This window comes from Bacillus sp. C30 (assembly GCF_040838255.1).
GTDB lineage: Bacteria > Bacillota > Bacilli > Bacillales > Bacillaceae_G > Bacillus_A > Bacillus_A mycoides.
On record NZ_JBFPJH010000006.1, the window covers coordinates 22,002 to 48,325 of the forward strand.

General features: G+C 37.4%; 27 protein-coding genes. All 27 read left to right on the forward strand.

Annotated features, from left to right (window positions below; translation table 11 throughout):
* The 27 genes from nuoD to AB3X49_RS01740 all read left to right on the forward strand — a co-directional run bounded on the left by nuoD (window position 1) and on the right by AB3X49_RS01740 (window position 26,313).
* Window positions 1–1,101, forward strand: a complete 1,101-nt coding sequence (gene nuoD / locus AB3X49_RS01610) for an NADH-quinone oxidoreductase subunit NuoD (protein ID WP_063219445.1) — start codon at window positions 1–3, stop codon at window positions 1,099–1,101.
* On the forward strand, window positions 1,101–2,102 hold the full coding sequence (gene nuoH, locus AB3X49_RS01615; protein ID WP_002068471.1) for an NADH-quinone oxidoreductase subunit NuoH: 1,002 nt from the start codon (window positions 1,101–1,103) through the stop codon (window positions 2,100–2,102). Before nuoD ends, nuoH begins: the two co-directional genes overlap by 1 nt.
* 25 nt (window positions 2,103–2,127) lie before the next feature.
* Window positions 2,128–2,547 carry an NADH-quinone oxidoreductase subunit NuoI gene (gene nuoI, locus AB3X49_RS01620; protein ID WP_367960213.1) on the forward strand — a complete coding sequence of 140 codons (420 nt, stop codon included), beginning with the start codon at window positions 2,128–2,130 and terminating at the stop codon, window positions 2,545–2,547.
* Window positions 2,544–3,068, forward strand: coding sequence for an NADH-quinone oxidoreductase subunit J (locus AB3X49_RS01625; protein ID WP_001012819.1), 525 nt, complete (start codon window positions 2,544–2,546; stop codon window positions 3,066–3,068). Before nuoI ends, AB3X49_RS01625 begins: the two co-directional genes overlap by 4 nt.
* Entirely contained in the window at window positions 3,061–3,375 is a 315-nt protein-coding gene (gene nuoK, locus AB3X49_RS01630) for an NADH-quinone oxidoreductase subunit NuoK (protein WP_000100081.1), read from the forward strand. Before AB3X49_RS01625 ends, nuoK begins: the two co-directional genes overlap by 8 nt.
* Before the next feature lie 29 nt (window positions 3,376–3,404).
* Window positions 3,405–5,267 (forward strand): NADH-quinone oxidoreductase subunit L, encoded by a 1,863-nt coding sequence (gene nuoL, locus AB3X49_RS01635; protein WP_219375280.1) that lies wholly within the window; start codon window positions 3,405–3,407, stop codon window positions 5,265–5,267.
* Window positions 5,264–6,766 carry an NADH-quinone oxidoreductase subunit M gene (locus AB3X49_RS01640; protein WP_367960214.1) on the forward strand — a complete coding sequence of 501 codons (1,503 nt, stop codon included), beginning with the start codon at window positions 5,264–5,266 and terminating at the stop codon, window positions 6,764–6,766. Before nuoL ends, AB3X49_RS01640 begins: the two co-directional genes overlap by 4 nt.
* Window positions 6,767–6,773: 7 nt before the next feature.
* On the forward strand, window positions 6,774–8,288 hold the full coding sequence (gene nuoN, locus AB3X49_RS01645; RefSeq protein ID WP_367960226.1) for an NADH-quinone oxidoreductase subunit NuoN: 1,515 nt from the start codon (window positions 6,774–6,776) through the stop codon (window positions 8,286–8,288).
* 207 nt (window positions 8,289–8,495) lie between these two features.
* Complete coding sequence (locus AB3X49_RS01650; RefSeq protein ID WP_367960215.1) at window positions 8,496–8,732, forward strand: DUF1146 family protein; 237 nt, start codon at window positions 8,496–8,498, stop codon at window positions 8,730–8,732.
* A 51-nt stretch (window positions 8,733–8,783) separates the two neighbouring features.
* Entirely contained in the window at window positions 8,784–9,488 is a 705-nt protein-coding gene (locus AB3X49_RS01655) for a YwmB family TATA-box binding protein (protein ID WP_002139032.1), read from the forward strand.
* A 39-nt stretch (window positions 9,489–9,527) separates the two neighbouring features.
* The gene (gene murA / locus AB3X49_RS01660; protein WP_002068497.1) at window positions 9,528–10,832 is read left to right on the forward strand and encodes a UDP-N-acetylglucosamine 1-carboxyvinyltransferase; all 1,305 of its coding nucleotides are present in this window, start codon (window positions 9,528–9,530) and stop codon (window positions 10,830–10,832) included.
* Window positions 10,833–11,086: 254 nt separating this feature from the next.
* The gene (spoIID, locus tag AB3X49_RS01665; protein ID WP_367960216.1) at window positions 11,087–12,106 is read left to right on the forward strand and encodes a stage II sporulation protein D; all 1,020 of its coding nucleotides are present in this window, start codon (window positions 11,087–11,089) and stop codon (window positions 12,104–12,106) included.
* 102 nt (window positions 12,107–12,208) lie between these two features.
* Entirely contained in the window at window positions 12,209–13,216 is a 1,008-nt protein-coding gene (locus AB3X49_RS01670) for a LytTR family transcriptional regulator DNA-binding domain-containing protein (protein ID WP_367960217.1), read from the forward strand.
* 179 nt (window positions 13,217–13,395) lie between these two features.
* Window positions 13,396–14,238, forward strand: coding sequence for an ABC transporter ATP-binding protein (locus AB3X49_RS01675; RefSeq protein WP_367960218.1), 843 nt, complete (start codon window positions 13,396–13,398; stop codon window positions 14,236–14,238).
* Window positions 14,238–14,942 (forward strand): ABC transporter permease, encoded by a 705-nt coding sequence (locus tag AB3X49_RS01680; RefSeq protein WP_002167337.1) that lies wholly within the window; start codon window positions 14,238–14,240, stop codon window positions 14,940–14,942. Before AB3X49_RS01675 ends, AB3X49_RS01680 begins: the two co-directional genes overlap by 1 nt.
* A gap of 161 nt (window positions 14,943–15,103) precedes the next feature.
* Window positions 15,104–16,099 (forward strand): stage II sporulation protein SpoIIQ, encoded by a 996-nt coding sequence (spoIIQ, locus tag AB3X49_RS01685; RefSeq protein WP_367960219.1) that lies wholly within the window; start codon window positions 15,104–15,106, stop codon window positions 16,097–16,099.
* 141 nt (window positions 16,100–16,240) lie between these two features.
* Window positions 16,241–16,375 (forward strand): hypothetical protein, encoded by a 135-nt coding sequence (locus tag AB3X49_RS01690; protein ID WP_002016211.1) that lies wholly within the window; start codon window positions 16,241–16,243, stop codon window positions 16,373–16,375.
* A 309-nt stretch (window positions 16,376–16,684) separates the two neighbouring features.
* Window positions 16,685–16,957: a sporulation transcriptional regulator SpoIIID gene (spoIIID, locus tag AB3X49_RS01695; RefSeq protein WP_002089714.1), complete on the forward strand. Its 273-nt coding sequence runs from the start codon at window positions 16,685–16,687 to the stop codon at window positions 16,955–16,957.
* A 161-nt stretch (window positions 16,958–17,118) separates the two neighbouring features.
* Window positions 17,119–18,120, forward strand: coding sequence for a rod shape-determining protein (locus AB3X49_RS01700; RefSeq protein WP_002130035.1), 1,002 nt, complete (start codon window positions 17,119–17,121; stop codon window positions 18,118–18,120).
* A gap of 426 nt (window positions 18,121–18,546) precedes the next feature.
* Window positions 18,547–18,981, forward strand: a complete 435-nt coding sequence (gene fabZ, locus AB3X49_RS01705) for a 3-hydroxyacyl-ACP dehydratase FabZ (RefSeq protein ID WP_000931959.1) — start codon at window positions 18,547–18,549, stop codon at window positions 18,979–18,981.
* Between the two features lie 385 nt (window positions 18,982–19,366).
* Window positions 19,367–20,044: a CpsD/CapB family tyrosine-protein kinase gene (locus AB3X49_RS01710; protein WP_367960220.1), complete on the forward strand. Its 678-nt coding sequence runs from the start codon at window positions 19,367–19,369 to the stop codon at window positions 20,042–20,044.
* Window positions 20,045–20,316: 272 nt separating this feature from the next.
* Window positions 20,317–21,060, forward strand: a complete 744-nt coding sequence (locus AB3X49_RS01715) for a YveK family protein (RefSeq protein WP_367960221.1) — start codon at window positions 20,317–20,319, stop codon at window positions 21,058–21,060.
* Window positions 21,050–21,754, forward strand: a complete 705-nt coding sequence (locus AB3X49_RS01720) for a CpsD/CapB family tyrosine-protein kinase (protein WP_256491014.1) — start codon at window positions 21,050–21,052, stop codon at window positions 21,752–21,754. The genes AB3X49_RS01715 and AB3X49_RS01720 overlap by 11 nt, the downstream gene beginning before the upstream one ends.
* Before the next feature lie 110 nt (window positions 21,755–21,864).
* Window positions 21,865–22,632, forward strand: coding sequence for a tyrosine-protein phosphatase (locus tag AB3X49_RS01725; RefSeq protein ID WP_367960222.1), 768 nt, complete (start codon window positions 21,865–21,867; stop codon window positions 22,630–22,632).
* Between the two features lie 244 nt (window positions 22,633–22,876).
* A complete protein-coding gene (gene galU, locus AB3X49_RS01730; RefSeq protein WP_367960223.1) occupies window positions 22,877–23,764 on the forward strand; it encodes a UTP--glucose-1-phosphate uridylyltransferase GalU in 888 nt (295 codons plus the stop codon).
* A gap of 60 nt (window positions 23,765–23,824) precedes the next feature.
* The gene (locus AB3X49_RS01735; RefSeq protein WP_367960224.1) at window positions 23,825–25,660 is read left to right on the forward strand and encodes a polysaccharide biosynthesis protein; all 1,836 of its coding nucleotides are present in this window, start codon (window positions 23,825–23,827) and stop codon (window positions 25,658–25,660) included.
* Window positions 25,657–26,313 carry a DapH/DapD/GlmU-related protein gene (locus AB3X49_RS01740; protein WP_367960225.1) on the forward strand — a complete coding sequence of 219 codons (657 nt, stop codon included), beginning with the start codon at window positions 25,657–25,659 and terminating at the stop codon, window positions 26,311–26,313. The genes AB3X49_RS01735 and AB3X49_RS01740 overlap by 4 nt, the downstream gene beginning before the upstream one ends.
* Window positions 26,314–26,324 lie beyond the last annotated feature (11 nt).

Genomic DNA, 26,324 nt, shown 5'->3' on the forward strand with positions numbered 1-26,324 from the left:
GTGATCCGTACGGAAGAGATGCTCTTAAATGTAGGGCCGCAGCATCCGAGTACACATGGTGTGTTTCGGCTTGTGATTAAGATTGACGGGGAAATTATTAAAGAGGCTACACCGGTTATCGGATATTTGCATCGCGGAACAGAAAAGATCGCTGAGAGCTTGCAATATACACAAATTATCCCGTATACAGATCGAATGGACTATTTATCAGCAATGACGAATAATTACGTCCTTTGCCACGCTGTAGAGACGATGATGGATCTTGAGATTCCAGAGCGTGCTGAATATTTACGGGTGCTTGCGATGGAGCTTGGGAGAGTTGCGAGCCATCTCGTCTGGTGGGGAACGAACCTGCTTGATATAGGAGCGGTTAGTCCATTTTTATATGCCTTTCGTGAACGAGAGATGATTATAAATTTATTAAGTGAATTGTGCGGTGCAAGGCTTACTTTCAACTATATGAGAGTCGGCGGTGTGAAGTGGGATGCGCCAGACGGCTGGATTGAAAAGGTGAAAGAGTTTGTTCCGTATATGAGAGAGCAATTGGCAGGTTACCACGACCTCGTTAGCGGAAATGAAATTTTCTTAAATCGTGTGAGGGGCGTTGGCGTATATAGCGCGGAAGAGGCGATCTCGTATTCTTTAAGCGGCGCAAATTTGCGGTGCACGGGAGTCCGCTTTGATCTTCGCAAAGATGAGCCGTATTCTATTTATGATCGTTTTGACTTTGATGTTCCTGTTGGGATCTCGGGAGATGCTTGGGATCGCTACGTTTGCCGGATGGAGGAAATTGAGGAGTCATTGAAAATTATTGAGCAAGCAGCCGAGCAGTTCCCGAAAGACGGCGCTGTGCTGGCGAAAGTGCCGAAAATTATTAAAGCACCTAAGGGAGAAGCGTTCGTCCGTATAGAGTCACCGCGGGGAGAGATTGGCTGTTATATTGCTAGTGATGGAAAGAAAGAGCCGTACCGCTTGAAATTTCGCAGACCGTCTTTTTATAATTTGCAAATCTTACCGAAGTTATTGAAAGGTGAAAACATCGCCAATTTAATTACGATTTTAGGTGGGGTTGATATTGTACTTGGGGAGGTTGACGGCTAATGATTGAGACGCTCTTACAATCACCTTCAAGCTGGACGAATTTCTTCATTTTTTTCGGATTAGCAGTGCTTCTATTATTTGCAGTCCTTGGCTTCGTTACATACGGTATTTTGGCAGAACGGAAAGTGATGGGATTTATGCAAGGGCGGATTGGACCAAACCAAGTTGGGGGCCGGTTCGGTTTACTCCAAACGGTAGCTGATGTTTTGAAACTATTATTAAAAGAAGATAGCATTCCGAAAGCTGCTGATAAACCGTTGTTTATATTAGCACCTGTTATTGCATTCGCACCAGCATTTATGGTACTTGCGGTTATCCCATTTACTGATAAATTTCAGTTCGCGGATATTGGCGTAGGGTTACTGTATTACATTGCTGTTTCTGGGATTACGACGATCGGCGTCGTAACTGGGGGATGGGCATCAAATAATAAATATTCCCTTTTAGGAGGGATGCGTGCGGCAGCGCAAATGATTTCTTATGAGATTCCACTTGTGATGAGTGTAATTGGCGTCGTTTTGTTAGCTGGTAGTCTTAACTTGAATGAAATTGTAGCGGCGCAGGAAAAGGTATGGTACATTTTCGCACAGCCAATCGGTTTCGTCATTTTCTTAATCGCTGCAGTTGCAGAGTTAAATAGGACACCGTTTGATTTACCCGAAGCGGAGTCAGAACTTGTTTCAGGATACCATACGGAATACTCAGGTTTTCGCTGGGCGTTTTTCATGCTTTCAGAGTATGTGTATTTCTTCGGGATGTCATCTTTAATTACAGTACTCTTTTTAGGAGGCTGGAATCCAGTTATGTTCCTTGGGTTTATTCCAGGAGCCGTATGGTTTGCTTTGAAATTCAGCAGTGTGGTCTTTCTATTGATTTGGTTCCGCGTTACGTTCCCGCGCATAAGAGGTGACCAGTTAATGGAGTTTGGTTGGAAAGTATTATTACCAATCGCACTTGCAAATATTTTCTTAACGGCATTGATTAAGGAGCTATTCTTCTAATCTATAAAGGGGGTGCCAGTAAGAGATGAAAGGACTATTTAAAGGGTTAAAATATACGCTTAGTAATTTGAGTAAGAAAAAGGTGACGTATGATTATCCAAATCAACCGTTGCCATTACCAGACCGATTTCGAGGTATTCAAAAGTTTTATCCAGAGAAATGTATTGTTTGTAATCAGTGTTCCAACATTTGTCCGACAGATTGCATTCAATTAACAGGAAAAAAACATCCTGATCCTACGAAAAAAGGGAAAATTATCGACACGTATGATATTAATTTTGAAATTTGTATTCTTTGCGATTTATGTACAGAAGTTTGCCCGACAGAGGCGATTGTAATGACAAATAACTTTGAACTTGCAGAGTATTCACGTGATGATTTATTTAAAAATTTGCAGTGGCTTGAGGAGAACGACGAGAACATCAGGAAGGAGAATAAAGCATGAACGGCGAGTTTGTAGCTTTCTTTATATTATCCTTGTCTGCGATTATCGGTGGCGTTCTTATGCTGAATTTAACGAAAGTAATGCATATGATGCTGGCCCTTGTGCTTACGTTCCTTAGCATTGCGGGTTTGTACTTTCTCTTATCAGCCGAATTTATCGGAGTGGCACAAATTTTACTTTACTCTGGTGCAATCACTATTATTATGATTTTTGGCATTATGTTAACGAAACATAACGCGGAAAATGAATCGCGCCTTACTCTTCGAAAATGGATTATCTTCTTTGCGGTTGTAGCATTTGGAGCAGTTATGTATTTCGCTGTTAATAGTATCGATTTTTCAAATCAAAGCACACAAGGAAGTTTACCTCTCCATGAAAATAACACACTTCAAATCGGTACACTTCTCTATTCAAAATATATTATTCCATTCGAATTAACCTCAGTTATTTTACTTGTAGCACTTGTAGGAGCGATTATCCTTGCGAAGAAGGATGAGGGAGAGGAGGATTCCCATGAGTAGCGTTCCGGCTTCTGCATATTTAACACTTGCGATTATTTTGTTTTGCATCGGCTTATTTGGAGCTTTAACAAAGCGAAATACAGTAATTGTACTAGTTTGTATCGAATTGATGTTAAACGCCGCCAATTTAAATCTAGTAGCGTTTAGTAAATTAGGCTTGTTTCCGAATTTAACAGGACAAATTTTTTCGCTGTTTACGATGTCTGTAGCGGCAGCGGAGGCAGCGGTAGGTCTTGCAATTTTGATTGCTTTGTACCGTAATCGCCCGACAGTTCATGTAGATGAGATGGATACGCTCAAAGGATAGCATTGTGACCGAAAAGGGGGAAGGAAACAATGATCGATTATGCATGGCTCATACCGCTTTTCCCGCTTGTTTCGTTTTTGTTACTTATTGTGTTCGGGAAGAAAATTAGAGAGGGAAGTAGTGTACTAGGTATTTTCTTTACCTTTCTCTCCTTTATATCCGCGGTAGTGGTACTAATAGAACGATTTTCATCCGAGGCAGTGAAGCATAAGTGGGTATGGCTTAGGGTAGGAGATATAGATATATCATTTGGTTTTGAAGTTACCGCATTAGGGGCTTTAATGTTGTTTATCGTTACACTTGTGAGTTTTCTTGTACATGTGTACTCAAAAGGTTATATGAAAGGTGACACTAGATTACCAACCTTTTATGCATATTTAGGGCTCTTTACTTTTGCGATGCTTGGGCTAGTTATATCGACGAATTTATTACAGCTTTATATATTTTGGGAGTTAGTCGGCCTTGGTTCGTTTTTACTTATCGGTTTTTATTTCTTTAAAGAAGAAGCGAAGGCTGCTGCGAAAAAGGCTTTTATTATGACACGCATTGGGGATGTTGGGCTATTTATTGGGATGATATTAATTTTTTGGCACGCAGGTAGTTTTGAATATGACGCGATTTTTAAAGCGATTCATACGGGTGACCTCTCTCCTTCTATGATTACAATAACGGCGATATTAATTTTTATCGGTGCGATGGGGAAATCGGGTCAGTTCCCGCTTCATACATGGTTGCCAGATGCAATGGAAGGACCGACGCCTGTTTCGGCGCTTATTCACGCGGCAACGATGGTTGCAGCCGGCGTATATTTAGTAGCGACGATGTTCCCGCTATTTTCAGCAAGTGCGGTAGCGATGCAAACTGTGGCAATCGTTGGGGCTTTCACCGCAATCTTTGCGGCCTCTATCGGTCTAGTGCAAACTGATATTAAGAGGGTTCTTGCTTACTCTACAGTTAGTCAGCTCGGTTATATGATGCTTGCGCTAGGCTCGGCTGGTTATGTAGCTGGTATCTTTCACTTAACGACACACGCCTTTTTTAAAGCATTATTGTTCCTGGCAGCAGGAAGTGTAATTCATGCAGTCCATACGCAAAACATTAATAAAATGGGCGGTTTACAGAAAAAGATGAAAGTAACCGGTGCACTATTTTTAATAGGCACACTTGCAATTAGTGGTGTTCCTCTGCTTTCCGGATTTTTTAGTAAAGATGAAATTTTAGCGGCGGCTTGGATGAATGGCAATTACTTTCTATTCGTTTTAGCAGTAATTGCGGCATTTCTAACAGCATTTTATATGTTCCGTCTATATTTTCTTGTCTTTACGGGGGAAACGAAGACGAAGGAAGAGGTGCATGAATCACCTCGCACCATGACGTATCCGATGATTGTCCTTGGTGTTCTTGCGGTAGTGGCAGGTTATATAAATACACCGTGGTTCGGAACGTTTCTTGGGGATTGGCTTACGAAAGATGTGGGCTTCAAAGTGAAAGACGTGCATGGACCAGCTTGGATTATGGTTGTTGCGACGCTCGTTTCATTTGCGGGAATTGCCCTCGCATATTTCATATATGGCAAGAAATCTATCTCTAGAGATTGGGCCGGCGGAGAAGGGACGTCTCTTTATAACCTTTTGAAAGAAAAATATTATGTGGATGAACTATACAATGCGACGGTGCTTCCTATTACGAAAGGAATCGCTCATGTGCTTCGCTTATTTGAAGTATACGTTGTAGAAGGAATCGCGGTTTTAATTGCTGGACTCGTTAAAGGTATGAGTGGCCTAGGATCGCGGCTTCAAAACGGGAATGTACAAGTGTATGGAACTGTAACAGCAGTTTCGCTTGCAGTGCTCCTAATTATTTTGTTATATACGGGAGGGGATTTACGGTGAATGGATTGCTATTAACGTTCTTCATTTTTTCCCCGCTTTTAGGAATTCTCTTGCTTTTATTAACGCCGAAACGAGAATCGCGTACAGTGCAGGCGCTTGGTTTATTCGGAACGGCGCTTCCATTTGGAATTGCTATCGTCCTTGCTTGTACATACGCTTCAGGAAAGAGCTTATCGATATTTGATGAAAAAGTGAAATGGATTAAATTTGGGGATTTCATAGCAGTGGACAAAAGGTGGTTTTCAATTTATTACGAGCTCGGCATTGATGGTTTATCGCTTGTAATGATGGTGCTCACAGCCCTTCTAGCGATGCTTGCAGCTATTGCGGCATTTTCTATTAAAAGAAATTTGAAAGCATTCTACATGCTGTTACTCATGTTAGAAATAGGTATGCTCGGTGTCTTCGCTGCTCAAAATTTAATGTTGTTCTTCATGTTCTTTGAGATTACGTTGCCACCAATGTTTTTATTAATTGGCAAGTGGGGGAAATTGTCGAGTGAAAAGGCTGCATATAGTTATTTAATATATAACGGTATTGGATCAGCTATTTTACTTATCGTTTTCTCGGTTTTATTTGCGAAAACAGGTACAACAAATATTGCGGAGCTTAAAGAAATATTAACGAGTGTAGGTGCTGGGGGAGGAATGGCCGTCTCAAGTAGCGTACAGTTCGGCTTGTTTCTTGCCATAATGATTGCTTTTGCGATTAAACTCCCTGTTTTCCCTTTGCATCGCTGGATGGTCAATGTACACATAGAAGCGCATCCTGCTGTAGTTATGCTTCACGCGGGGGTTTTGCTGAAGATTGGCGCGTACGGTATGGTTCGCTTCGGGAAAGGATTATTCCCAGAATATTTTCGTGATTTTGCAACGCTAATTGCGATTTTAGGGGTAATTAATTTATTGTATGGGGCCTTTCTAGCCCTCATCCAAACGGACTTTAGAAAGGTACTTGCTTACTCTAGTATTTCGCATATGGGCATTGTATTAATGGGGCTTGCGGCGTTAAATGCACCAGGTATACAAGGGGCATTGTTCCAAGTTGTGTCTCACGGTTTAATTGCGGCCTTACTCTTCTTCTTGCTTGGCATTATTGAAGAGCGTTTCGGGACTTCGGATATTACAGCACTTGGTGGACTTGCAAAAAGTGTTCCGGTGCTTAGCGGTTTCTTCCTAGCGGGCGGTATGGCATCGCTTGGGATGCCAGGGATGTCCGGATTTATTAGCGAATTCCTTGCCTTTCTCGGTTTATTCCAAGGGAAACCTGTTATCGCCGCCGTCGGTGTAATTGGAATTATTTTAACCGCTGTATACGTATTAAGAGCGACACTTCAAGTGATATTTGGTAAGAAAGAATGGGAAGCGAAATTTGATATACACGGATGGGAGTACGTTCCTGTTATAGTGCTTATCGTTTGTATTATTGCAATTGGGGTAATGCCAGAACTACTAGGGGATCCACTTCAAACTACATTGAAAACATTGGGGGTGAAGTAGGATGGATATGAACACGTTACTCAGCTTATCATGGCATCTCATGGTACCAGAATTCATTATTCTCGGGGCAGCCATCCTTCTTTCCATATGTGATTTGTTTTTTAAGCTGAACCATAGGTACGTTGCGATTGGTGCAATTGCCGCTGCCTTGTTAGCGATAGTGTCATTAATGACGCTATATAGCGAACCGGCAGGAGATATTTTAAATGGATCGTTTGTACTAGATGGATTTTCAAAAGGATTTAAAACGTTGTTATTAGGCGGAGCAGCTCTCGTTTTATGTATGGCAATAAGCGATGACAAGAAGGAGCCTATTCAAGATAAAGGAGAATATTATTATTTGTTTTTAATGGCGCTTCTTGGAGCGATGTTCATGGCTTCTAGCGTTGATTTCATTACATTGTTCGTTGGTTTAGAGTTGCTTTCGCTTTCTTCCTATATTTTGGTAGGAATCCGAAAAAGAAACCGCGCATCGAATGAGGCTGCAATGAAATATGTCATTAACGGAGGAATTGGAACAGCAATTACACTCTTTGGAATGAGTTATTTATACGGTATTACAGGGTCGACCAACATAGTGGAAATGCAAAAGGTATTTACGCAAGAATTGGCTGGGGGCATTCAGTTATTGTTAGCCCTCGCATTTCTACTTTTGCTCGTTGGACTCTCATTCAAAATTGCAACAGTGCCATTTCATATGTGGGCACCAGATGTGTATGAGGGAGCGGCTACACCTGTCACGGCTTTTCTCGGAACGATTTCTAAAATTGCTGGTTTTCTACTCATTACGCGTTTGTTTCTTATGGTGTTTGCAGGTGTGGCAATCCAAGGAGACGCACAATCTTTGTACGGGCGTATGAGTATATACATTGCGGTACTAGCTAGTATTACGATGATTGTTGGGAACGTAGTAGCATTAAAGCAATACAACGTAAAACGTCTATTTGCCTATTCGGGTATCGCGCATGCTGGGTATTTGCTAGTCCCTCTTGTAGCGCTATCGCAGTTTACGATGGATAGTATGTGGTTTTATATGCTTGCATATATGCTTATGAATATAGGCGCATTTGCAATCATCCACGGATTAATCTTACAAAATGATAAGGAAAATATGACGATTTTTACAGGGTTATATAAGCGATCCCCCTTTACAGCTATAATGATGACGGTCTTTATTTTATCGTTAGCTGGAATACCGGGTACAGCAGGTTTCATCGGAAAAATTAACATTTTTTTAGGGGCACTTCATGTTGAACCTGCTCATTACGTATTAGCTTCTATTATGATGGGGACGACGGTTATTTCATTCATATATTACTTCCAAATATTACAGCAAATGTTTTTCCGCAAGGGAGAGACAGAAGAAAAGCTCCGGTTACCGTTAAATATAAAGATTGTCATGAGTCTTTGCGCAATTTCAATTGTAATACTAGGGATTATGCCGATGATTGGTTACAATTTCTTTTATGAACATTTTCCATTAATGAAGGATTTCTTCTTCTTGGGGAACGTGGTACAATAGTGGAAATAAAAGGTGTAGAGTCCGTACTCTACGCTTTTTATTTTGGAGTAACAGCAAATGAAAACGTCTATAGGTATATGTTTTCCAAGAGAAAATTACGATGTAAGATGCTTATTTGCGTTTGAAAAAGTGTGGCTCCTACTTATTTATGGTATCGTTTTTTACATTTTGCGTAAGTAGTAGCCAAGCAAAAAAGGGGTCGATTTTTTGGCACATCTTTTAGGGCAACAAGCACTGATTGCCATTGTTTCGCATTTATTGTTTATTACCATTACGTGGTGGGCCTTACAAGGTATTCACATTGAGCGCTTAATGAAGTCTGGAAAAGTGATGCAGACGAGAGTATTACTTATCCTAATTACAGTTGCAATTGGGACATCTGTAAGTAACTTTTCCCTTGATTATTTAGGCTATTCAAAGAGTTTAACGTATTTAGTAAAGTAAGTGTATAGAACCTCATATCTCCGTTAACAATGGGGATAGGAGGGGATGAAATTGAAGTTTAAAGCCATTCTTATCGTTATCGTAAGTGTTGTTTTATTTTTGGTTGGATATAAAGAGATGAAACCTATAAGCGATGAACAGAAAATGGAGAGCATGATTGCAGCTTTAGAGAAGAACGATGCAAAAGTAGAGCGGTGGTCATGGTTAGCGCGAGAAACGAAAACAATTTCTAATATACATACGTTTCAAAAATTGTTAAACGATGTGAAGGAAGAGGCAAACATCGAAAGTTGGGAATTAGAACAATCTCCAGATGGATATAAGGCTACATCCTATAAAAAATCTTCTTCACATGAAGAACGAATAGTAGTAACTTGGAGTAAGGAAAATACTAAAGAAAACACTTTTATTATTTTTGAAGTGAGCGGGGCGAAATGGGACCCGAAGTACGTTCAGAACATGGATAAAATTTTTAGTGAAAAACCTATAATTTACACTTGTGTTCAAGGTGTACTGAATGATAAGATTGAAGGTGTTTTGCAAAATAAAACCAATCAGGTTTTGAAAGATCTTTCAGCAAGAGCGATCGAACAGATAGAAGAAAGAGCATTTGTATCAGTCTCCGCATATAATAAAAAGTGGAATGACGCTCTTTCAACAAATAGAGAGAAAATAAATGTGCAAATAGCAATACGTTCGACAAACAACAAAGATACAATTGTGGTTGGCACACCGATCATAACTTCTGAGTATTGAATGAATAGATACTGAAAAAAGGACACGGAGGGGAATAATTTGGAAAAGATCATCGTCCGTGGCGGAAAGCGGTTAAGCGGCACAGTGCGTGTTGAGGGCGCAAAAAATGCTGTATTACCTATAATCGCTGCAGCCCTATTAGCGAGTGACGGAAAGAATGTACTATCTGAAGTACCAGTATTATCTGATGTATACACAATTAACGAGGTATTACGTCATTTAAATGCTGAAGTCGTATTTGAAAATAACCAAGTAACAATCGATTCTTCTAAAGAATTAAACATTGAAGCACCATTTGAGTATGTACGTAAGATGCGTGCATCTGTTCAAGTAATGGGACCATTATTAGCACGTAACGGTCGTGCTCGTATTGCACTTCCTGGTGGATGTGCAATTGGTTCACGTCCAATTGACCAACATTTAAAAGGCTTCGAAGCAATGGGAGCGAAAGTAAAAGTTGGTAACGGATTTGTTGAGGCACACGTAGAGGGCGAACTAAAAGGAGCTAAAATTTATTTAGACTTCCCAAGCGTAGGCGCGACAGAAAACATTATGTCTGCAGCTACATTAGCAAAAGGGACAACAGTCCTTGAAAACGCAGCGAAAGAGCCAGAAATCGTTGACTTAGCTAACTTCTTAAATGCAATGGGAGCTAAAGTACGCGGAGCTGGAACTGGAACGATTCGTATTGAAGGCGTTGAAAAATTATATGGTGCAAACCACCCTATTATTCCTGACCGTATTGAAGCAGGAACATTCATGGTTGCAGCGGCAATTACAGGTGGAGACATCTTAATTGAAAATGCTGTGCCTGAACATTTACGCTCAATTACAGCGAAAATGGAAGAAATGGGTGTTAAAATTATTGAGGAAAATGAAGGTGTACGTGTTATCGGCCCAGATAAGTTAAAAGCGGTTGATATTAAAACTATGCCTCATCCAGGTTTCCCAACAGACATGCAATCACAAATGATGGCATTATTACTACATGCTGATGGAACAAGTATGATTACAGAAACGGTATTCGAAAACCGCTTTATGCACGTTGAAGAATTCCGTCGTATGAATGCTGATATTAAAATCGAAGGTCGTTCTGTAATTATGAACGGTCCAAGTAGCTTGCAAGGAGCTGAAGTTGGCGCAACTGATTTACGTGCTGCAGCAGCATTAATCTTAGCTGGTTTAGTATCAGAAGGTTATACTCGTGTAACAGAGTTAAAACATCTTGACCGCGGTTATGTAGACTTCCATAAGAAATTAGCTGCATTAGGTGCAACTATTGAACGTGTAAACGAAAAAGTAGAAGAAGTGAAAGAACAAGAAGTTTCTGATCTTCACGCTTAATTGAAGTAGTCTCTATGTCTTTTGACATAGGGGCTATTTTTTTTTGGGTTATTACTGTTATAGTCAATAAATTCCATACTTATGCACGTCTCAGTGAAAATATTTAGAAAATTTTTGTTTTATTCCACTATTTGCGGTCAGTAAAACCCCACTGATTATAGTTTCACTTTATATCGATACCCCCAAGTATGTTCTAAAAGATCCCGTATTTCCATAAGAATGAAAGGAATCCAACTTTATATTGGGGGAATAGGATGAAATTTTCAAAGCCACTTTTCATTACAGTAGCGCTCTTAATAGCGCTCGTTATCATTGTACCTGCTGCTCTTGTTATTCCGTTTGCGAAAGCAAAAGTAGGGGAAGAAGCAGCTTCTAAAACTCCTCCAGCGATAGAAAGTATACCAGCTCCAGGGAAAGTGGATACAGCGGTTCAAGTTGCTGTATATCGTGATCAGCAGAAGAAGGTAGAGACATTACCTATGGAGGAGTATGTGGCCGGTGTAGTAGCTTCTGAGATGAATGCCAGCTTTGAAATAGAGGCGCTAAAGGCGCAGGCATTAGCAGCAAGAACATTTGTAGTGCAGCGTATGCTAAGCGGAGGTAAGAAAAACAACGCGGATGTGATAGATACAGTGAAAGATCAAGTGTACAAAAGCAAAGAGGAATTGAAGAAACAATGGGGTAATAACTACGAAAATAATTTAAAGAAAATTGAGGAAGCCGTTTCGCAAACCGCAGGACAAGTTTTAACGTATGATGGAAAACCAATTTCAGCATCCTTCTTCTCAACGAGTAACGGACGAACAGAAAATGCAGCTGATTATTGGGGAAATGATTATCCGTACTTGAAAAGCGTAGATAGTCCGTGGGATCAAGCCTCTCCAAAATTTACGAGTGAGCAAAAATTCACAGTAGCTGATTTTCAAAAGCGTCTCGGTGTGAAAGTACTAGCAAACGGAAAGGTTGGTAATATTAAAGACCTTACGGAAGGAAAGCGAGTAAAGGATGTAGAGTTCCAAGGGAAAACATTAACAGGAAAACAAGTTCGTGAAAAGTTAGATTTACGCTCCTCAGACTTTACGTGGAAACAAGAAGGGGATAACATCACCGTTACGACGAAAGGGTTCGGTCACGGCGTCGGTATGAGCCAGTACGGTGCGAATGGTATGGCAGCGGAAGGTAAGAAATATACAGAGATAGTCGCTCATTACTATAAAGGCATTGAAATAAAGACGATGAATGATTATGAAGGAAAATTGATGGTGAATAAGTAGGTGTCAGGGGTTTCCTGATACCTACTTATTTTTTGTTTAAAATATCATAATTTTCCATTAATTGTTTGGTATAATAGGATAAAAACATTTGGGGGAGACGAAATGGCGCTACTGGAGTTGAAACAGTTAGGGAAGACGAACCAGTTACCGGCAATTGAGCTAGAGGTTGAGAAGGGACAATGTGTTGTTTTGCAGTGTAATAACCATACAGCTAAAGTGTTGCACCGCATCATTATCGGTGAAGAAGCAGCTTCAACTGGCAATGTACTATTTGAAGGCACAGCGATTGGAAAGAAGAATTATTCCCGCATTGGTTTTTGTTTTTTGAAAGATGAAGCATATGATCGTTTGAAGGTGAAGGAGTACTTCAAGTTTATATTAGGGCTTTATGAATCTAACATGAGTATGGAAGAAGTAGTACAATATGTCGGTCTCCTAGATAAGTTGAACGTTAAAATAGAAAAATTGTCATTTTCAGAGAAACGCCGTCTTCATCTTGGGCGAGTTATGATTCATAATCCGGATTTAGTTATTCTAGAAGAGCCAGAGCAAAATGTCGATACAGAGAGTACGATCATTATTCGAAAAGCGATTATGAAAATGAAAGAGCAAGGAAAGGCGATTTTTATTACGTCATCTTTTTTATCAGATGCGCTCTCGCTAACAGAAGATGTATACATATTAAATAACAATGGTGTGAAAAAGGTAGAAATTGAGCAAGAAGAAGTGAAAGAAGTTGACGAAGAAAAGGTCATTCAAATGATTCCGCAAATGAAATTAGAAAGGATCCCAGCGAAAGTGAATGATAAAATCATTTTACTGGATCCGATGGAGATCCATTTCATTGAAACGCAAAGTGGAGTGACACATATTCATGTGCGTGAAGGGGATTTCGTATGTGCATTAACATTAAGTGAATTAGAAACGAGATTAACAGGATTCGGATTTTTTAGATGTCATCGCTCGTACCTCGTTAATTTACAAAGAGTACGAGAAGTCATTACGTGGACACGTAATAGTTTTAGTTTAATTTTGGATGACGAAAGAAAAAGTTCAATCCCGCTTTCAAAAGGACGAATGGATGAATTAAAAGGTGTAATTGGGCTATGAAAATGCTCCAATAAGCTTAAAATAGGATTCATTCACCGGTAAAAATACCCCTTTTACCGGTATTTTACTGCGCCTACCCTTTGTTTTTCATATGATTGAGTCAAGAAAAGCGAAACAAACAAACGAAAAGCGCTAAAGCGACTTTCATCTATAAAAAGAAAAACAAAGGGGATGACGAAATGACATTGGCAATTGAAATGAAAGATGTAATGAAAAGTTTCGATGGAAAAACGGCCCTTCGAAATGTAAATATTGAGGTGAAGAAAGGAGAAATCTTTGGATTCCTCGGACCGAGTGGGTCTGGGAAAACGACAACCGTAAAAATATTAACATCTCAATTGCTTCATAGTATTGGAACGGTACGAGTGTTGGGGAAAGACATTACAGGACCAAGCAGCATCGATTACAAACGAATCGGTATTTTAACAGACAATAGCGGCTTATACGAAAGGCTTAGCATTTATGATAACTTACTATTATTTTGTGACTTATACGATTGCAAAAAAGAACGAATTGATGAAGTGTTAGCACAAGTGAACTTATTGGATGATAAAAAAATACAAGTGAAAAAATTATCAAAAGGAATGAAGCAGCGTGTCACACTAGCGAGAGCGATTCTTCATAAACCAGATATCCTCTTCTTAGATGAACCAACATCTGCACTTGATCCAGTAAATGTGCAAAACATTCATAAAATCTTAAAAGACTTAAATAAAGAAGGAACAACGATTTTTTTAACAACGCACAACATGGACGAAGCAGAGACGCTTTGTAACCGTATTGCCTTTCTGTGCGGCGGAGAAATTGTAGCGCTTGATACACCAGAAAACTTGCGATTAAAGTACGCGAAAGATCAAATACAAGTTGTGTTAAAAGATAAACAAAAAGAAACAGTGAAAAAAGACGAATTAGGTGCAAAACGTATTTCAGAATGGATGAACAAAGGAGAATTACTATCCATTCATTCACACGAACCAACTTTAGGTGATATCTTTATTGAAGTTACTGGGAGGGGATTATAATGACATTTTCAATGAGACGTGTATCAGCTATTTTTAGAAAAGAAGTACAAGATTTTAAGACGAATTCACAAGTGTTGTTAATGGCATTTTTACCAATTATATTTTCATTTTTATTTAGCAGATTTGGAGCGGGAAAGGAAATGTTAGGCACTACTACTATAACGGCCTTCCTATTTGTCGCAGGCTTTGTTCAATCTATGGTAATTGCAGAAGAAAAAGAAAAACATACACTACGTGTGTTAATGTTATCCCCAGCATCTTCTGTTGAAGTTCTTCTTGGAAAGAGTTTATTAACAGCGGGTCTGACGATGGTCATTTGTATTGCAAATTTATTCATTTTAGATCAGTTAAATATCAATCTTCCATTGGTAGGATTGATATTCCTATGTGGAACTATTTTATTTATCGTGCTTGGAACAATGATCGGATTACTTGCATCTTCTGTACCACAAACATCATTAATTGGAATGCCTATTTTAATGACGATGTATTTAGCTGTACAATTTGAGTCGCTAGTTGAAAATAAAACAATTAAGACGATGATTGAATATCTTCCAACATCTCATATTGTAAAAGCAATTAACAGCTTAGTAGGTGGGGCAGGATTTAGTAGTATTGGTGGGCATGTATTAAATATTGCAGTTTGGCTTATCATTTCGCTTATTGCATGTTTGATCGTATATAAAAAGAAACAAATGGACTAAAAACTGAGCTGAAACGCTCAGTTTTTTCCTTTTTCTATCATTTCCTCGGAAATTTTGCAATTCCTATACATATTTTTACAGATTTTGTCGAAAAGTAATTAGTTATAGGTTGTATAGGATGAGTGAATATTGTTCAAAATGATTGCTGAGGTGATGATGGAATGCGAGGAAGAAATAGTAAAAAGTCGCAAAAAGTAGTACATTTATTTCAAAAAAGATGGGTGTTTCCGGCACTATACATTGCTTGTGCAGCGGTAATCTTAATGGTTGCGCTATGGTTCCAGGGAGCTAATCCAAAGAAAGCTCCGAACCAAGATCAAGCAACACCGTATACACAAACGGAAGATCCGGCAGTACCAGTAACAAAATCTTCAGAAGTAGTGAAAATGCCAACTGCAGCAAATGCAGAAGTAGTAGTACAGAAGAAATTCTATGAAGATGCAGCATCAGAGGCGGAACAAGAAAAAGCACTTGTCTTTTATAACAACACATATTCCCCGAATAAAGGAATTGACATTGCTGCGAAAAACGGAAAAGAATTTGATGTTACAGCTGCTTTAAGTGGTACAGTAATGAAAGCTGAAAAAGATTCACTTCTTGGTTATGTTGTAACAGTAGATAGTGGAAATGGTGTAGCAGCATCTTATCAAAGCTTAGGCAGTGTGAAAGTAGAAAAAGGTGCAAGAGTCGCGCAAGGTGAAGTGTTAGGAAAATCAGGTCTAAATGCAATGAATAAAGATGCAGGTTCTTACGTTCACTTTGAAGTACGTAAAGACAATGTGGCTGTGAACCCTGAGCGTTATTTAAATAAATCAGTAGCAGAAATTAAAGCTGATGCAGATGCTGCAAAGGCGACGAATGCTTCTGGTAAAAAAGCTGATGACAAATCTCAAAAAGAAGAAAAGTCAACAAGCACGAAACCAGAAAGTAAAACAGAAGATAAGTCTCAAAAAGAAGAGAAATCGACAAGCGGTTCGACTAGTGATAAAGAGACGAACGGCAAACAAGATGAGAAATCTCAAAAAGAAGAGAAATCGACAAGCGGTTCGACTAGTGATAAAGAGACGAACAGCAAACAAGATGACAAATCTCAAAAAGAAGAAAAATCAACGAATGGTTCTGCAGAATCATCTAACGGTTCTTCTTCACAAGAATAATAAAGTGAAAAAATCAGTTCTCATTAGGAGAGTTGATTTTTTTATTTTCATATAAAAATAATCAATTTCGAGAAAAAAGTTGCAATAACAAGGAAAAATGACGAGATTCTCGAATATATATTACAAAAGGGAGGGGATACTGTGTCATTTTTATCTGTTCTGTCGATTGCTATCATTTTATTGTTTGTTTTATTCGCTTTATATTATTATATTGCCGGTAAGAAAGAAGTCCCCCACCATCAGTTGTTAGAAGAAGAATATGAAAGAGAAGAGTGACACCTTTTATAAAGAGGTGTCACTTTTTTTCGCCATAATTGTCATCGTTAACGTATTTCTCACAAAAAAACGTAATTTTTCTTAACTTAGTCCGCAAAAATAGTGAACATGTAGCATATATCAGTAGTGCGGGCAATACAATGGTATAAACCAATGCAAAGAGAGTGTTTGAGGTGAGAAATCGTGAATCATTTCATTATAAATCCAAGAATGTTTAACGCTTACAAACAGCACTCACATTTACTTCATAGTCGTATGCAGCGAGTCTCATTTCACACTTCTCACATCCAATTTAGGGAGGCGAGTGGTGTGCACGATTACATCAAAGAGAGAACTATCAAGATTGGCAAGTATATCGTGGAGACAAGAAAGACAGTGCGTGTAATCGCAAAGGAGTTTGGGGTATCAAAGAGTACAGTCCATAAAGATCTAACAGAACGTTTGCCAGAAATTAATCCAGAGCTCGCAAATGAAGTGAAAGAAATTCTTGATTATCATAAGTCTATTCGTCATCTAAGAGGTGGAGAAGCAACAAAGCAAAAGTACCGAAAAGAAGATACAGAAAACCCTGTGCGCCAATAAATCTAAAATAGCAAACATTCCTTGTGAATTCGGTAATATTTTTCAGAAGAATTCTTTTTGCGAATATTACGTTTCTGTTAAATTTATGATAAAATCAGAAATTAGGTGTAAAAGAATTCGGGTGTAACCTGATTTTGAATATCGAGGAGGAAATGACGGGAATGTTTGCGCGAGATATCGGAATTGACCTAGGTACGGCTAACGTATTAATTCATGTTAAAGGTAAGGGTATTGTATTAAATGAGCCATCTGTTGTGGCAATTGATCGTAATAGTGGAAAAGTATTAGCAGTAGGTGAAGAAGCAAGAAGTATGGTGGGACGTACACCTGGTAATATTGTAGCAATTCGTCCGCTTAAAGATGGTGTAATCGCAGATTTCGAAATTACAGAAGCAATGTTAAAGTATTTCATTAACAAATTGGACGTGAAGAGCTTCTTTTCAAAACCTCGCATTTTAATTTGCTGTCCAACAAATATCACATCTGTAGAACAAAAAGCAATTCGTGAGGCTGCTGAACGTTCAGGTGGTAAAACAGTATTTTTAGAAGAAGAACCAAAAGTAGCCGCAGTTGGTGCGGGTATGGAAATCTTCCAGCCAAGCGGAAACATGGTTGTTGATATTGGTGGAGGTACAACAGATATTGCCGTACTTTCTATGGGTGATATTGTTACCTCTTCCTCTATCAAAATGGCTGGCGATAAGTTTGATATGGAAATCTTAAACTACGTTAAACGTAAGTATAAGCTATTAATTGGAGAACGTACTTCAGAAAATATTAAAATTAAAGTTGGTACAGTATTCCCAGGTGCACGTAGTGAAGAGCTTGAAATTCGCGGACGTGACATGGTAACAGGTTTACCACGTACAATTACAGTATGCTCTGAAGAGATTACAGAAGCACTAAAAGAAGACGCAGCTATCATTGTACAAGCTGCAAAAGGCGTACTAGAGCGCACACCACCAGAACTATCTGCGGACATTATCGACCGCGGTGTTATTCTAACAGGCGGTGGAGCTTTATTACACGGTATCGACATGCTTCTAGCGGAAGAATTAAAGGTACCAGTATTAATCGCTGAAAACCCAATGCAATGTGTTGCTATTGGTACAGGTATTATGTTAGAGAATATCGATAAATTACCACGTCGTGCTTTAAAATAAAATGAGAAGGACTAAGGTATCAAATCTTAGTCCTTTTTTATTTTTTTATATCTTAATATTTTTTTAATTTATTGAGAAAATGGAAGAAAAATAAAGAAAAATAGAGAAAACAGATAAAATATTCATATATATGGTTAAATTTAATATTTTCATATTTGAAAACGTTTGTAATATAATGAGTCGAATACGACATTAAGGCAAAAAATGTTCGAATACATATTGCCTTTCCCTAATTTGGGCATACACTCTTTTCTACCTCCGTGTCAGTTGCCGGGAAGTGCAACTATTTTAATGGAATAGAGTGTGTGCATTTTTTTATACATAAGAAGTAAAGTTTCACTTTATAATGACAAATAATAAATAAAATGGGATAATAACAATATGTCCAAGTGGTAAGACCAATATTGCAAAAGGGGCGATTGTTACATGCTAAATATAGAACAAATTAAAGAAATCATTCCACACCGTTATCCATTTTTACTTGTTGATAAAATATTAGAAGTGGATGAGGGGAAAAGAGCGGTTGGAATTAAAAATGTATCTGCAAACGAGGAGTTCTTTAATGGACACTTCCCAGATTATGCAGTTATGCCTGGTGTACTTATTGTAGAAGCATTAGCACAAGTTGGGGCAGTTGCTGTATTAAAGAAAGAAGAAAACCGCGGGAGACTTGCTTTCTTCGCAGGCATCGACAACTGCCGCTTCAAAAAACAAGTACGCCCAGGTGATCAACTTCGTTTAGAAGTAGAAATGACACGCGTACGTGGACCAATCGGAAAAGGAAAAGCAATCGCAACAGTGGATGGTGAAGTTGCGTGTGAAGCTGAAATTACATTTGCAATTGGTGATAAAAAAGAATAGATAGAATAAAAAAATCTTCTTGTAAAAATACAAGAAGATTTTTTATTTACTATATATATCAATATAAAAAATATGCAAACTAGTCAGAATATTAGCTGTAAAATAATTGAGATTACCATATAATTACTTTATCATTTATCTCGTTTTCGAGATAAATGATAAAGGTATAAAAGAAATGAAGCTATTGTCATATTGTGGCGGTCTTTATATAGGACAAAATAGAATGGCATGGAGTATGGTGGGATATGGGAGAGAATGGACGGATTTACCAATTGAAATAAGTGGGGAATAAGCGTAATATATCGATCATGAATGAAATGGGCGTGTATATCGAGCATATAGAAATAGAGGGAAAAGGTCGCACTTAAAAAAAGGAGACTAGAACATGTTCGGGAGAAAGAAAAGAAAGCCATTAAAACAATTAATTACACATAAAGAGCCTAAATCGCGTATTACAGAACAATACCGCAACATTCGTACAAATATTGAATTTACATCTGTAGATACTCATATGCGTTCTCTTATTGTCACCTCAGCAGATCCAGGTGACGGAAAGACGACGACAATTGCAAACTTAGCAGTTGTTTTCGGTCAACAAGGAAAGAAAGTTTTAGTAATCGGAGCTGACTTACGCAAGCCGACGATACAAAACTTATTTGCAATTCATCATTCAAATGGATTAACGAACGTATTATTAGGACAAGCAAAATTAATGCAATGTATTCAAAAAACAGATATAGAGAATGTATACTTAATGGCGTCAGGTCCAATACCACCAAACCCAGCAGAACTGTTAGGAAATCGAGTAATGGACGAGGTATTACTAGAAGCATATAACACGTTTGATATTATTTTAATAGACACACCGCCAGTTCTTGCGGTTACCGATGTACAAATACTTGCGAACAAATGTGATGGAATCATACTTGTCGTGCGCAGTGAAAAAACAGAAAAAGATAAAATAGTAAAAGCGAAACAAATTTTAGACAAAGCCTCTGGTAAACTACTTGGTGTCATACTAAATGATAAGAGAGAAGAAAAGGAACAATATGGATATTGTTAGAAAATAATGTCTAATATAATAATATTTAGAGCCAATAAGTATTTTTATTGGCTTTTTTGAATTACATAACAACTTTTTATTGCTTTATATAAAATAAATGATATAATGGAAATTTTGGAAATTTGATGGAATGTGTTGTCATAATTAAGATTATTTTGTAAGATTATATATGTTTTCAAATAACAATCGTACATCGATATTACTAAAAAAAAATGTAAGATTATATGTTATAATTTTTCTTGTGTGCAAATTTTAGAAAGTTGGAGGAACTTATGGAAGAAACAATTAGTTTGAAAGAGTTATTTCATATTTTAAAAAAACGTTTAGCAATGATCCTCGTAATCGCCTTTGGTGCAGCTATAGTAAGTGCTATCATTAGCTTCTTCTTCATGACACCAATCTATCAATCTTCAACGCAAATTCTTGTGAATCAGAAGAAGCAAGAGGGTACAATGATTCAAGCCGGTGAAATACAAACAAATATTCAATTAACGAATACATATAAGGTTATTATTAAAAGTCCAGTAATCTTAGATCAAGTGAATGAAAAATTAAATTTAAATATGACAGCGCAAGCTTTAATAGGAAAGATTAATGTTGCGAATGAAAAAGATTCACAGGTCATTTCTGTAACAGTTGAGGATAAAGATCCAAAAGTAGCTCGTGATATTGCAAATGCAACTGCAGATGTATTTAAAGGTGAAGTTGCTAAAATTATGAATGTCGATAATGTAACGGTATTATCGAAAGCAGAAGTCGGAGAAAATCAATCTCCAATTAAACCACGCCCGATGTTAAATGTAGCAATTGCTTTCGTTGTCGGCTTAATGGCTGCAGTTGGTCTTGCATTCTTACTAGAATACTTAGACAACACAGTCAAAAAAGAAGAAGACGTAGAAAACTTACTTGGATTACCAGTGTTAGGTATTGTTGCGCGTATGGATGAAGAAACAACGAATGTGAAATCACATGCTTCATCATCAAGAAAAGTGAGGGGGCAAACAATTGGCTCTTAATAGTTTATTTAAAAAGAAAAAAAATCATCGTCAACGTCGTCAACTAATTGCTCATCAACAACCGAAATCACCAATTTCAGAACAATATCGTAATATTCGAACGAATATTGAATTTGCGTCTGTTGATACAAACTTGCATTCACTAATGGTAACGTCTGCGAATCCAAGTGAAGGGAAAACGACAACGACAGCGAATATGGCAGTTGTTTTTGCTCAACAAGGAAAGAAAGTATTATTAGTTGATGCAGATATGCGTAAACCAGCGATGCATCAAATGTTCCAAGCAGATAATATTTTCGGATTAACGAACGTATTAACACATAGTGAGCGTTTGGAGAAGTGTATACAAACGACAACTGTAGATAATTTACATTTTTTAGCATGTGGTCCAATCCCGCCTAATCCGGCAGAATTATTAGGTTCGAAATCAATGCAGGAACTTCTTGCTCAAGCGTATAGTATGTATGACTTAGTCATTTTTGATTTACCGCCAATTTTAGCTGTAACAGACGCGCAAATTATGGCGAATGTATGTGATGCATCCATTCTTGTCGTTCGTAGTGAATCGACAGAAAAGGAAACAGCGGTAAAAGCAAAAGGATTATTAGAATCTGCAAAAGGTAAATTGTTAGGCGTTGTTCTGAACGATCGTGAACGTGAACAAGGCTTATATTATTACTACGGTGCGAACTAATTAAAAAAGTGAGATATGGCAAGAACATATCTCCTTTTTTCCTTTGAATATGAGATATATCTCATATTCAAAGGAAAAAAGATTTCTATACGAGAGGAAGGGTGAGAAGAATGATTGATTTACATTGTCACATTTTATCTGGCATCGATGACGGAGCACAAAGCGTAACGGATAGTTTAGCGATGGCACAAAAAGCTGTGCAAGAAGGAATTCATACAATTGTCGCTACACCACACCATCAAAATGGAAAATATGTAAATGAACGTACTTCTATTATTCATCAAGTGAAACAATTAAATGATGAACTACAACAAAATGAAATTCCACTCAAAATTTTACCGGGGCAAGAGGTCAGATTATATGGTGACTTACTTGAAGACTATGAGGCTGGTAAAATCGTTACTTTAAACGAAACGAATAAATACATATTAATTGAGTTTCCATCTAATCATGTACCTCGCTATGCAGAACAACTATTATATGAACTACGCGTTAAAGGGATGATCCCAATTATCGTTCATCCAGAACGCAATGCCGAGTTAATCGAGCGGCCAGATAAGTTATACAGCCTCGTAAGTAAGGGTGCATTAACACAAGTAACGGCAGGTAGCTTGCTAGGAAATTTCGGCAAAAAGATAAAAAAATTCTCACTACAACTCGTTGAACATAATTTAACGCATATGATCGCATCGGATGCACATAACACAACATCAAGAGGATTTCATTTAGCGGAAAGCTACGAATTAATCGGAAAAGAATTCGGAATGAACGTGATGAGTGATTTAAAAGAAAATCCGTATTTATTAATTAGTGGGAGAGCGATTTATAAAGAAGATCCAGAACTAATTCGTCGTAAAAAATTGTTTGGTATTTTTTAATTGAAGAGATTTGGTGATGTCTCCTAACCGTTATCAACGGGGGCACTCGGTCGTGCTGTGGGTAGAAATTTTTATTTCTTGCCTACCTTAGACGCTTGTCGTCGGGAGTATGATGTGAGGATGGGTTAGATGCCCATACTTTTATTTCTATTAGGAACTCTACCTATGGAGTTATAAAAATGACTCTATAGGTAGGGTTTTTGTTATTGTTACATATAAATCAATGGATGCAGGGGGACTAGATTTGAAAAAAGTAAGAAAAGCGATTATTCCAGCTGCTGGTCTTGGGACAAGATTTTTACCAGCAACGAAGGCAATGCCGAAAGAAATGTTACCAATTGTTGATAAGCCGACGATTCAATACATAGTAGAAGAAGCGATAGAATCAGGAATTGAAGATATTATTATTGTTACTGGTAAAGGAAAACGTGCAATTGAAGATCATTTCGATCATTCTTTTGAGTTAGAACAAAGCCTTTTAGAAAAAAGAAAATATGAAATGCTTGAAAAAGTACAAGCTTCTTCAAAAATTAACATTCATTACATAAGACAAAAAGAGCCAAAAGGTTTAGGCCATGCAGTATGGTGCGCACGTAAATTTATTGGAAATGAGCCATTTGCGGTATTGCTTGGTGATGATATTGTCCAAGCGGATACACCATGTTTACGTCAATTGATGGATCAATATGAAGGAACGCAATCATCTGTTATTGGTGTGCAAACAGTGCCGGAAAATGAAACACATCGCTACGGTATTATTGATCCAGTTGAACAAAATGACCGTCGTTATCAAGTGCGTCAATTTGTAGAGAAACCTGTTCAAGGAACGGCACCATCAAATTTAGCAATTATGGGTCGTTACATATTAACACCGGAGATTTTTACGTTTCTTGAGAACCAACAAACAGGTGCTGGTGGAGAGATTCAATTAACAGATGCGATTCAACGATTAAATGAAATTCAACGAGTATTTGCTTATGACTTTGAAGGAACTCGATACGATGTTGGAGAGAAGTTTGGGTTTATTAAGACGACAATTGAGATGGCACTTCAAAATGATGAATTGAAAGTTGAGTTAATAAAATATATGAAGGAACTCGTAAAAAAAGAAAAAGAAGAGGTACATTCATAAGAGAATGTCCTTTTCTATTATTAATAAGATGCGAATTATATAAAGAAGGGAATAGATATATTGAGTTATCGAAAACGACTCTCATTATTAATTTTATTAGATTCATTTATAGTATTAACTGCTGTGTACTTAAGTTACTGGTTTATACATCCAAACGTGTTAAGCAAAATTCCTATGACAGTAGTTATTAGTTCTATTACATTATTATGTAGTCATCATGTTTTTGCGGCTATTTATAAGCTTTATAACAAGGCTTGGGAGTATGCAAGTATTGGAGAATTAAAACAAATATTTAAAGCAATTACGCTATCTATCTTAGTAACAGCAATTGTTCAACAAATTATAAATCATGATATTTATGTTCGAATTTTAGCTATCGCATGGATGTTACATTTACTATTAATTGGTGGTTCTCGCTTTGTATGGCGTATGTTCCGTGATACATATATTACAAAAGCTAATGATAAAAAAAGAACATTGATTATTGGTGCCGGTTCAGCAGGGACAATGGTAGTACGTCAGTTACAACATAATAAAGAAGCAGATTTATATCCAATTGCGTTTGTCGATGATGATAGAAATAAACAAAAATTGGAGATTTATAACGTACCAGTTGTTGGGACAACAAATCATATTCAAGAAATCGTAGACGACAATGATATAGAACATATTATTATCGCAATTCCTTCTCTAAATAGAAATCAAATAAACGAGATTTTTGAGAAGTGCAGAAAAACGAAGGCGAAAACTCAAATTGTACCGATGCTTGAAGATCTTTTAGATGGTAAAGTCTCTGTTAATGAATTCCGGGATGTACAAGTGGAAGATTTATTAGGAAGAGAGCCAATCCAATTAGATGATGCAGGAATTGGAGAAAAGATTACAGGTAAAACAATTTTAGTAACAGGCGCTGGTGGATCAATTGGATCAGAAATTTGTCGTCAGGTGATGAAATATAGACCTGCTAAAATTGTTCTTTTAGGACATGGTGAAAATAGTATATATACTATTGAAATGGAGTTAAGAAATATCTACAGAGATAAAGTGGAGATTATTACAGAAATTGCAGATATTCAAGATCGGGATAAGATTTTCGAGGTAATTAAGCAACGTCAACCATATATTGTATATCATGCAGCTGCCCATAAACACGTTCCTCTTATGGAGCGTAACCCAAAAGAAGCTATAAAAAATAATATAATTGGAACAAAAAATGTTGCCGAAGCAGCAGATACATTTAAGGTAAATACGTTTGTTATGGTTTCTACAGATAAGGCAGTCAATCCCACTAGTGTAATGGGATCGACAAAGCGTATGGCTGAAATGATTGTTCAACATATGGATACCGTGAGTAAAACAAGATTTGTGGCAGTTCGATTTGGTAATGTCCTTGGGAGTAGGGGAAGTGTTATTCCTCTATTTAAAAAGCAAATCCAAAAAGGTGGCCCAGTTACAGTTACTCATCCTGATATGGTTCGGTATTTTATGACAATTCCAGAGGCATCAAGACTAGTAATACAAGCTGGGGCGTTAGCTAAGGGTGGAGAAATATTTGTACTAGATATGGGTGAACCGGTTAAAATTGTAGATTTAGCAAAAAATCTTATTACACTTTCTGGGTATTCAATTGAGGAAATTGGTATTGAATTTACGGGGATGAGACCGGGGGAAAAATTATTTGAAGAACTGTTGAAGGATGATGAAGTACAGGATAAACAAATTTATCCTAAAATTTATGTGGGTAAGAAGAAACAGTTTGATGTTAATATTGTTAGGGAACTAATTCAAGAGTATCCTTACATGGAAGAGCTGGAACTGAAATCTTGTGTGTTAAGTATAGCAAATGAGTCATTAATAACAGAAATAAATATTAAAAAACAAGGAGTTAATAAGTGAAGGCTTTGAAAAGTTTAATTCCAGATTTCTTAAAACATCATATCAGATTATCTAGATTAAGGAAAAGGTATAATACATCCAAAATCTATTCTTACATGATTAATGAGAATGCCAAAATAGGGAAAAAGTGTGAAATTCTTGCAAATGTTGAAGTATCTGCAAATGTTGAAATAGGGGATTATTCATATATAAATATGGGTTCTGTTGTGAATTCAGGGAAAATAGGTAAATTTTGTTCAATAGGATATTATACACAAATAGGTGGTTATAATCATCCTATTGCTTATATGTCAACATCTCCATACACATATTCTAGCGATAATATTTTTAATAAGCCGCCTTATTATCAGGATGTAACTAAGGATACAATTATTGGGAACGATGTTTGGATTGGAAGTCATAGCGTCATTATGCAAGGAGTTAAAATAGGTGATGGTGCAGTAGTAGCAGCAGGTTCAATTGTCACAAAAAATGTACCAGATTATAGCGTTGTAGCCGGTTGTCCCGCAAAGGTTATTCGCAGAAGGTTTGATGATAAACAAATAAATGTGTTGAAGGAACTTAAATGGTGGGATCTACCGTTAAGTGAAATTCAGAAATTAGATAATGTATTTTTAGCAAAAGAAAGATGGTTTGAAAAATATACTAAGTGAATGATGTTATG

Excerpts from the sequence above, each read along its gene's own strand:
- nuoH (WP_002068471.1), top strand. The coding sequence starts at position 1,101 with ATGATTGAGACGCTCTTACAATCACCTTCAAGCTGGACGAATTTCTTC.
- nuoI (WP_367960213.1), top strand. The coding sequence starts at position 2,128 with ATGAAAGGACTATTTAAAGGGTTAAAATATACGCTTAGTAATTTGAGT.
- AB3X49_RS01625 (WP_001012819.1), top strand. The coding sequence starts at position 2,544 with ATGAACGGCGAGTTTGTAGCTTTCTTTATATTATCCTTGTCTGCGATT.
- nuoK (WP_000100081.1), top strand. The coding sequence starts at position 3,061 with ATGAGTAGCGTTCCGGCTTCTGCATATTTAACACTTGCGATTATTTTG.
- nuoL (WP_219375280.1), top strand. The coding sequence starts at position 3,405 with ATGATCGATTATGCATGGCTCATACCGCTTTTCCCGCTTGTTTCGTTT.
- nuoN (WP_367960226.1), top strand. The coding sequence starts at position 6,774 with ATGAACACGTTACTCAGCTTATCATGGCATCTCATGGTACCAGAATTC.
- spoIID (WP_367960216.1), top strand. The coding sequence starts at position 11,087 with ATGAAATTTTCAAAGCCACTTTTCATTACAGTAGCGCTCTTAATAGCG.
- AB3X49_RS01670 (WP_367960217.1), top strand. The coding sequence starts at position 12,209 with ATGGCGCTACTGGAGTTGAAACAGTTAGGGAAGACGAACCAGTTACCG.
- AB3X49_RS01675 (WP_367960218.1), top strand. The coding sequence starts at position 13,396 with ATGACATTGGCAATTGAAATGAAAGATGTAATGAAAAGTTTCGATGGA.
- AB3X49_RS01680 (WP_002167337.1), top strand. The coding sequence starts at position 14,238 with ATGACATTTTCAATGAGACGTGTATCAGCTATTTTTAGAAAAGAAGTA.
- spoIIQ (WP_367960219.1), top strand. The coding sequence starts at position 15,104 with ATGCGAGGAAGAAATAGTAAAAAGTCGCAAAAAGTAGTACATTTATTT.
- AB3X49_RS01700 (WP_002130035.1), top strand. The coding sequence starts at position 17,119 with ATGTTTGCGCGAGATATCGGAATTGACCTAGGTACGGCTAACGTATTA.
- fabZ (WP_000931959.1), top strand. The coding sequence starts at position 18,547 with ATGCTAAATATAGAACAAATTAAAGAAATCATTCCACACCGTTATCCA.
- AB3X49_RS01710 (WP_367960220.1), top strand. The coding sequence starts at position 19,367 with ATGTTCGGGAGAAAGAAAAGAAAGCCATTAAAACAATTAATTACACAT.
- AB3X49_RS01715 (WP_367960221.1), top strand. The coding sequence starts at position 20,317 with ATGGAAGAAACAATTAGTTTGAAAGAGTTATTTCATATTTTAAAAAAA.
- AB3X49_RS01725 (WP_367960222.1), top strand. The coding sequence starts at position 21,865 with ATGATTGATTTACATTGTCACATTTTATCTGGCATCGATGACGGAGCA.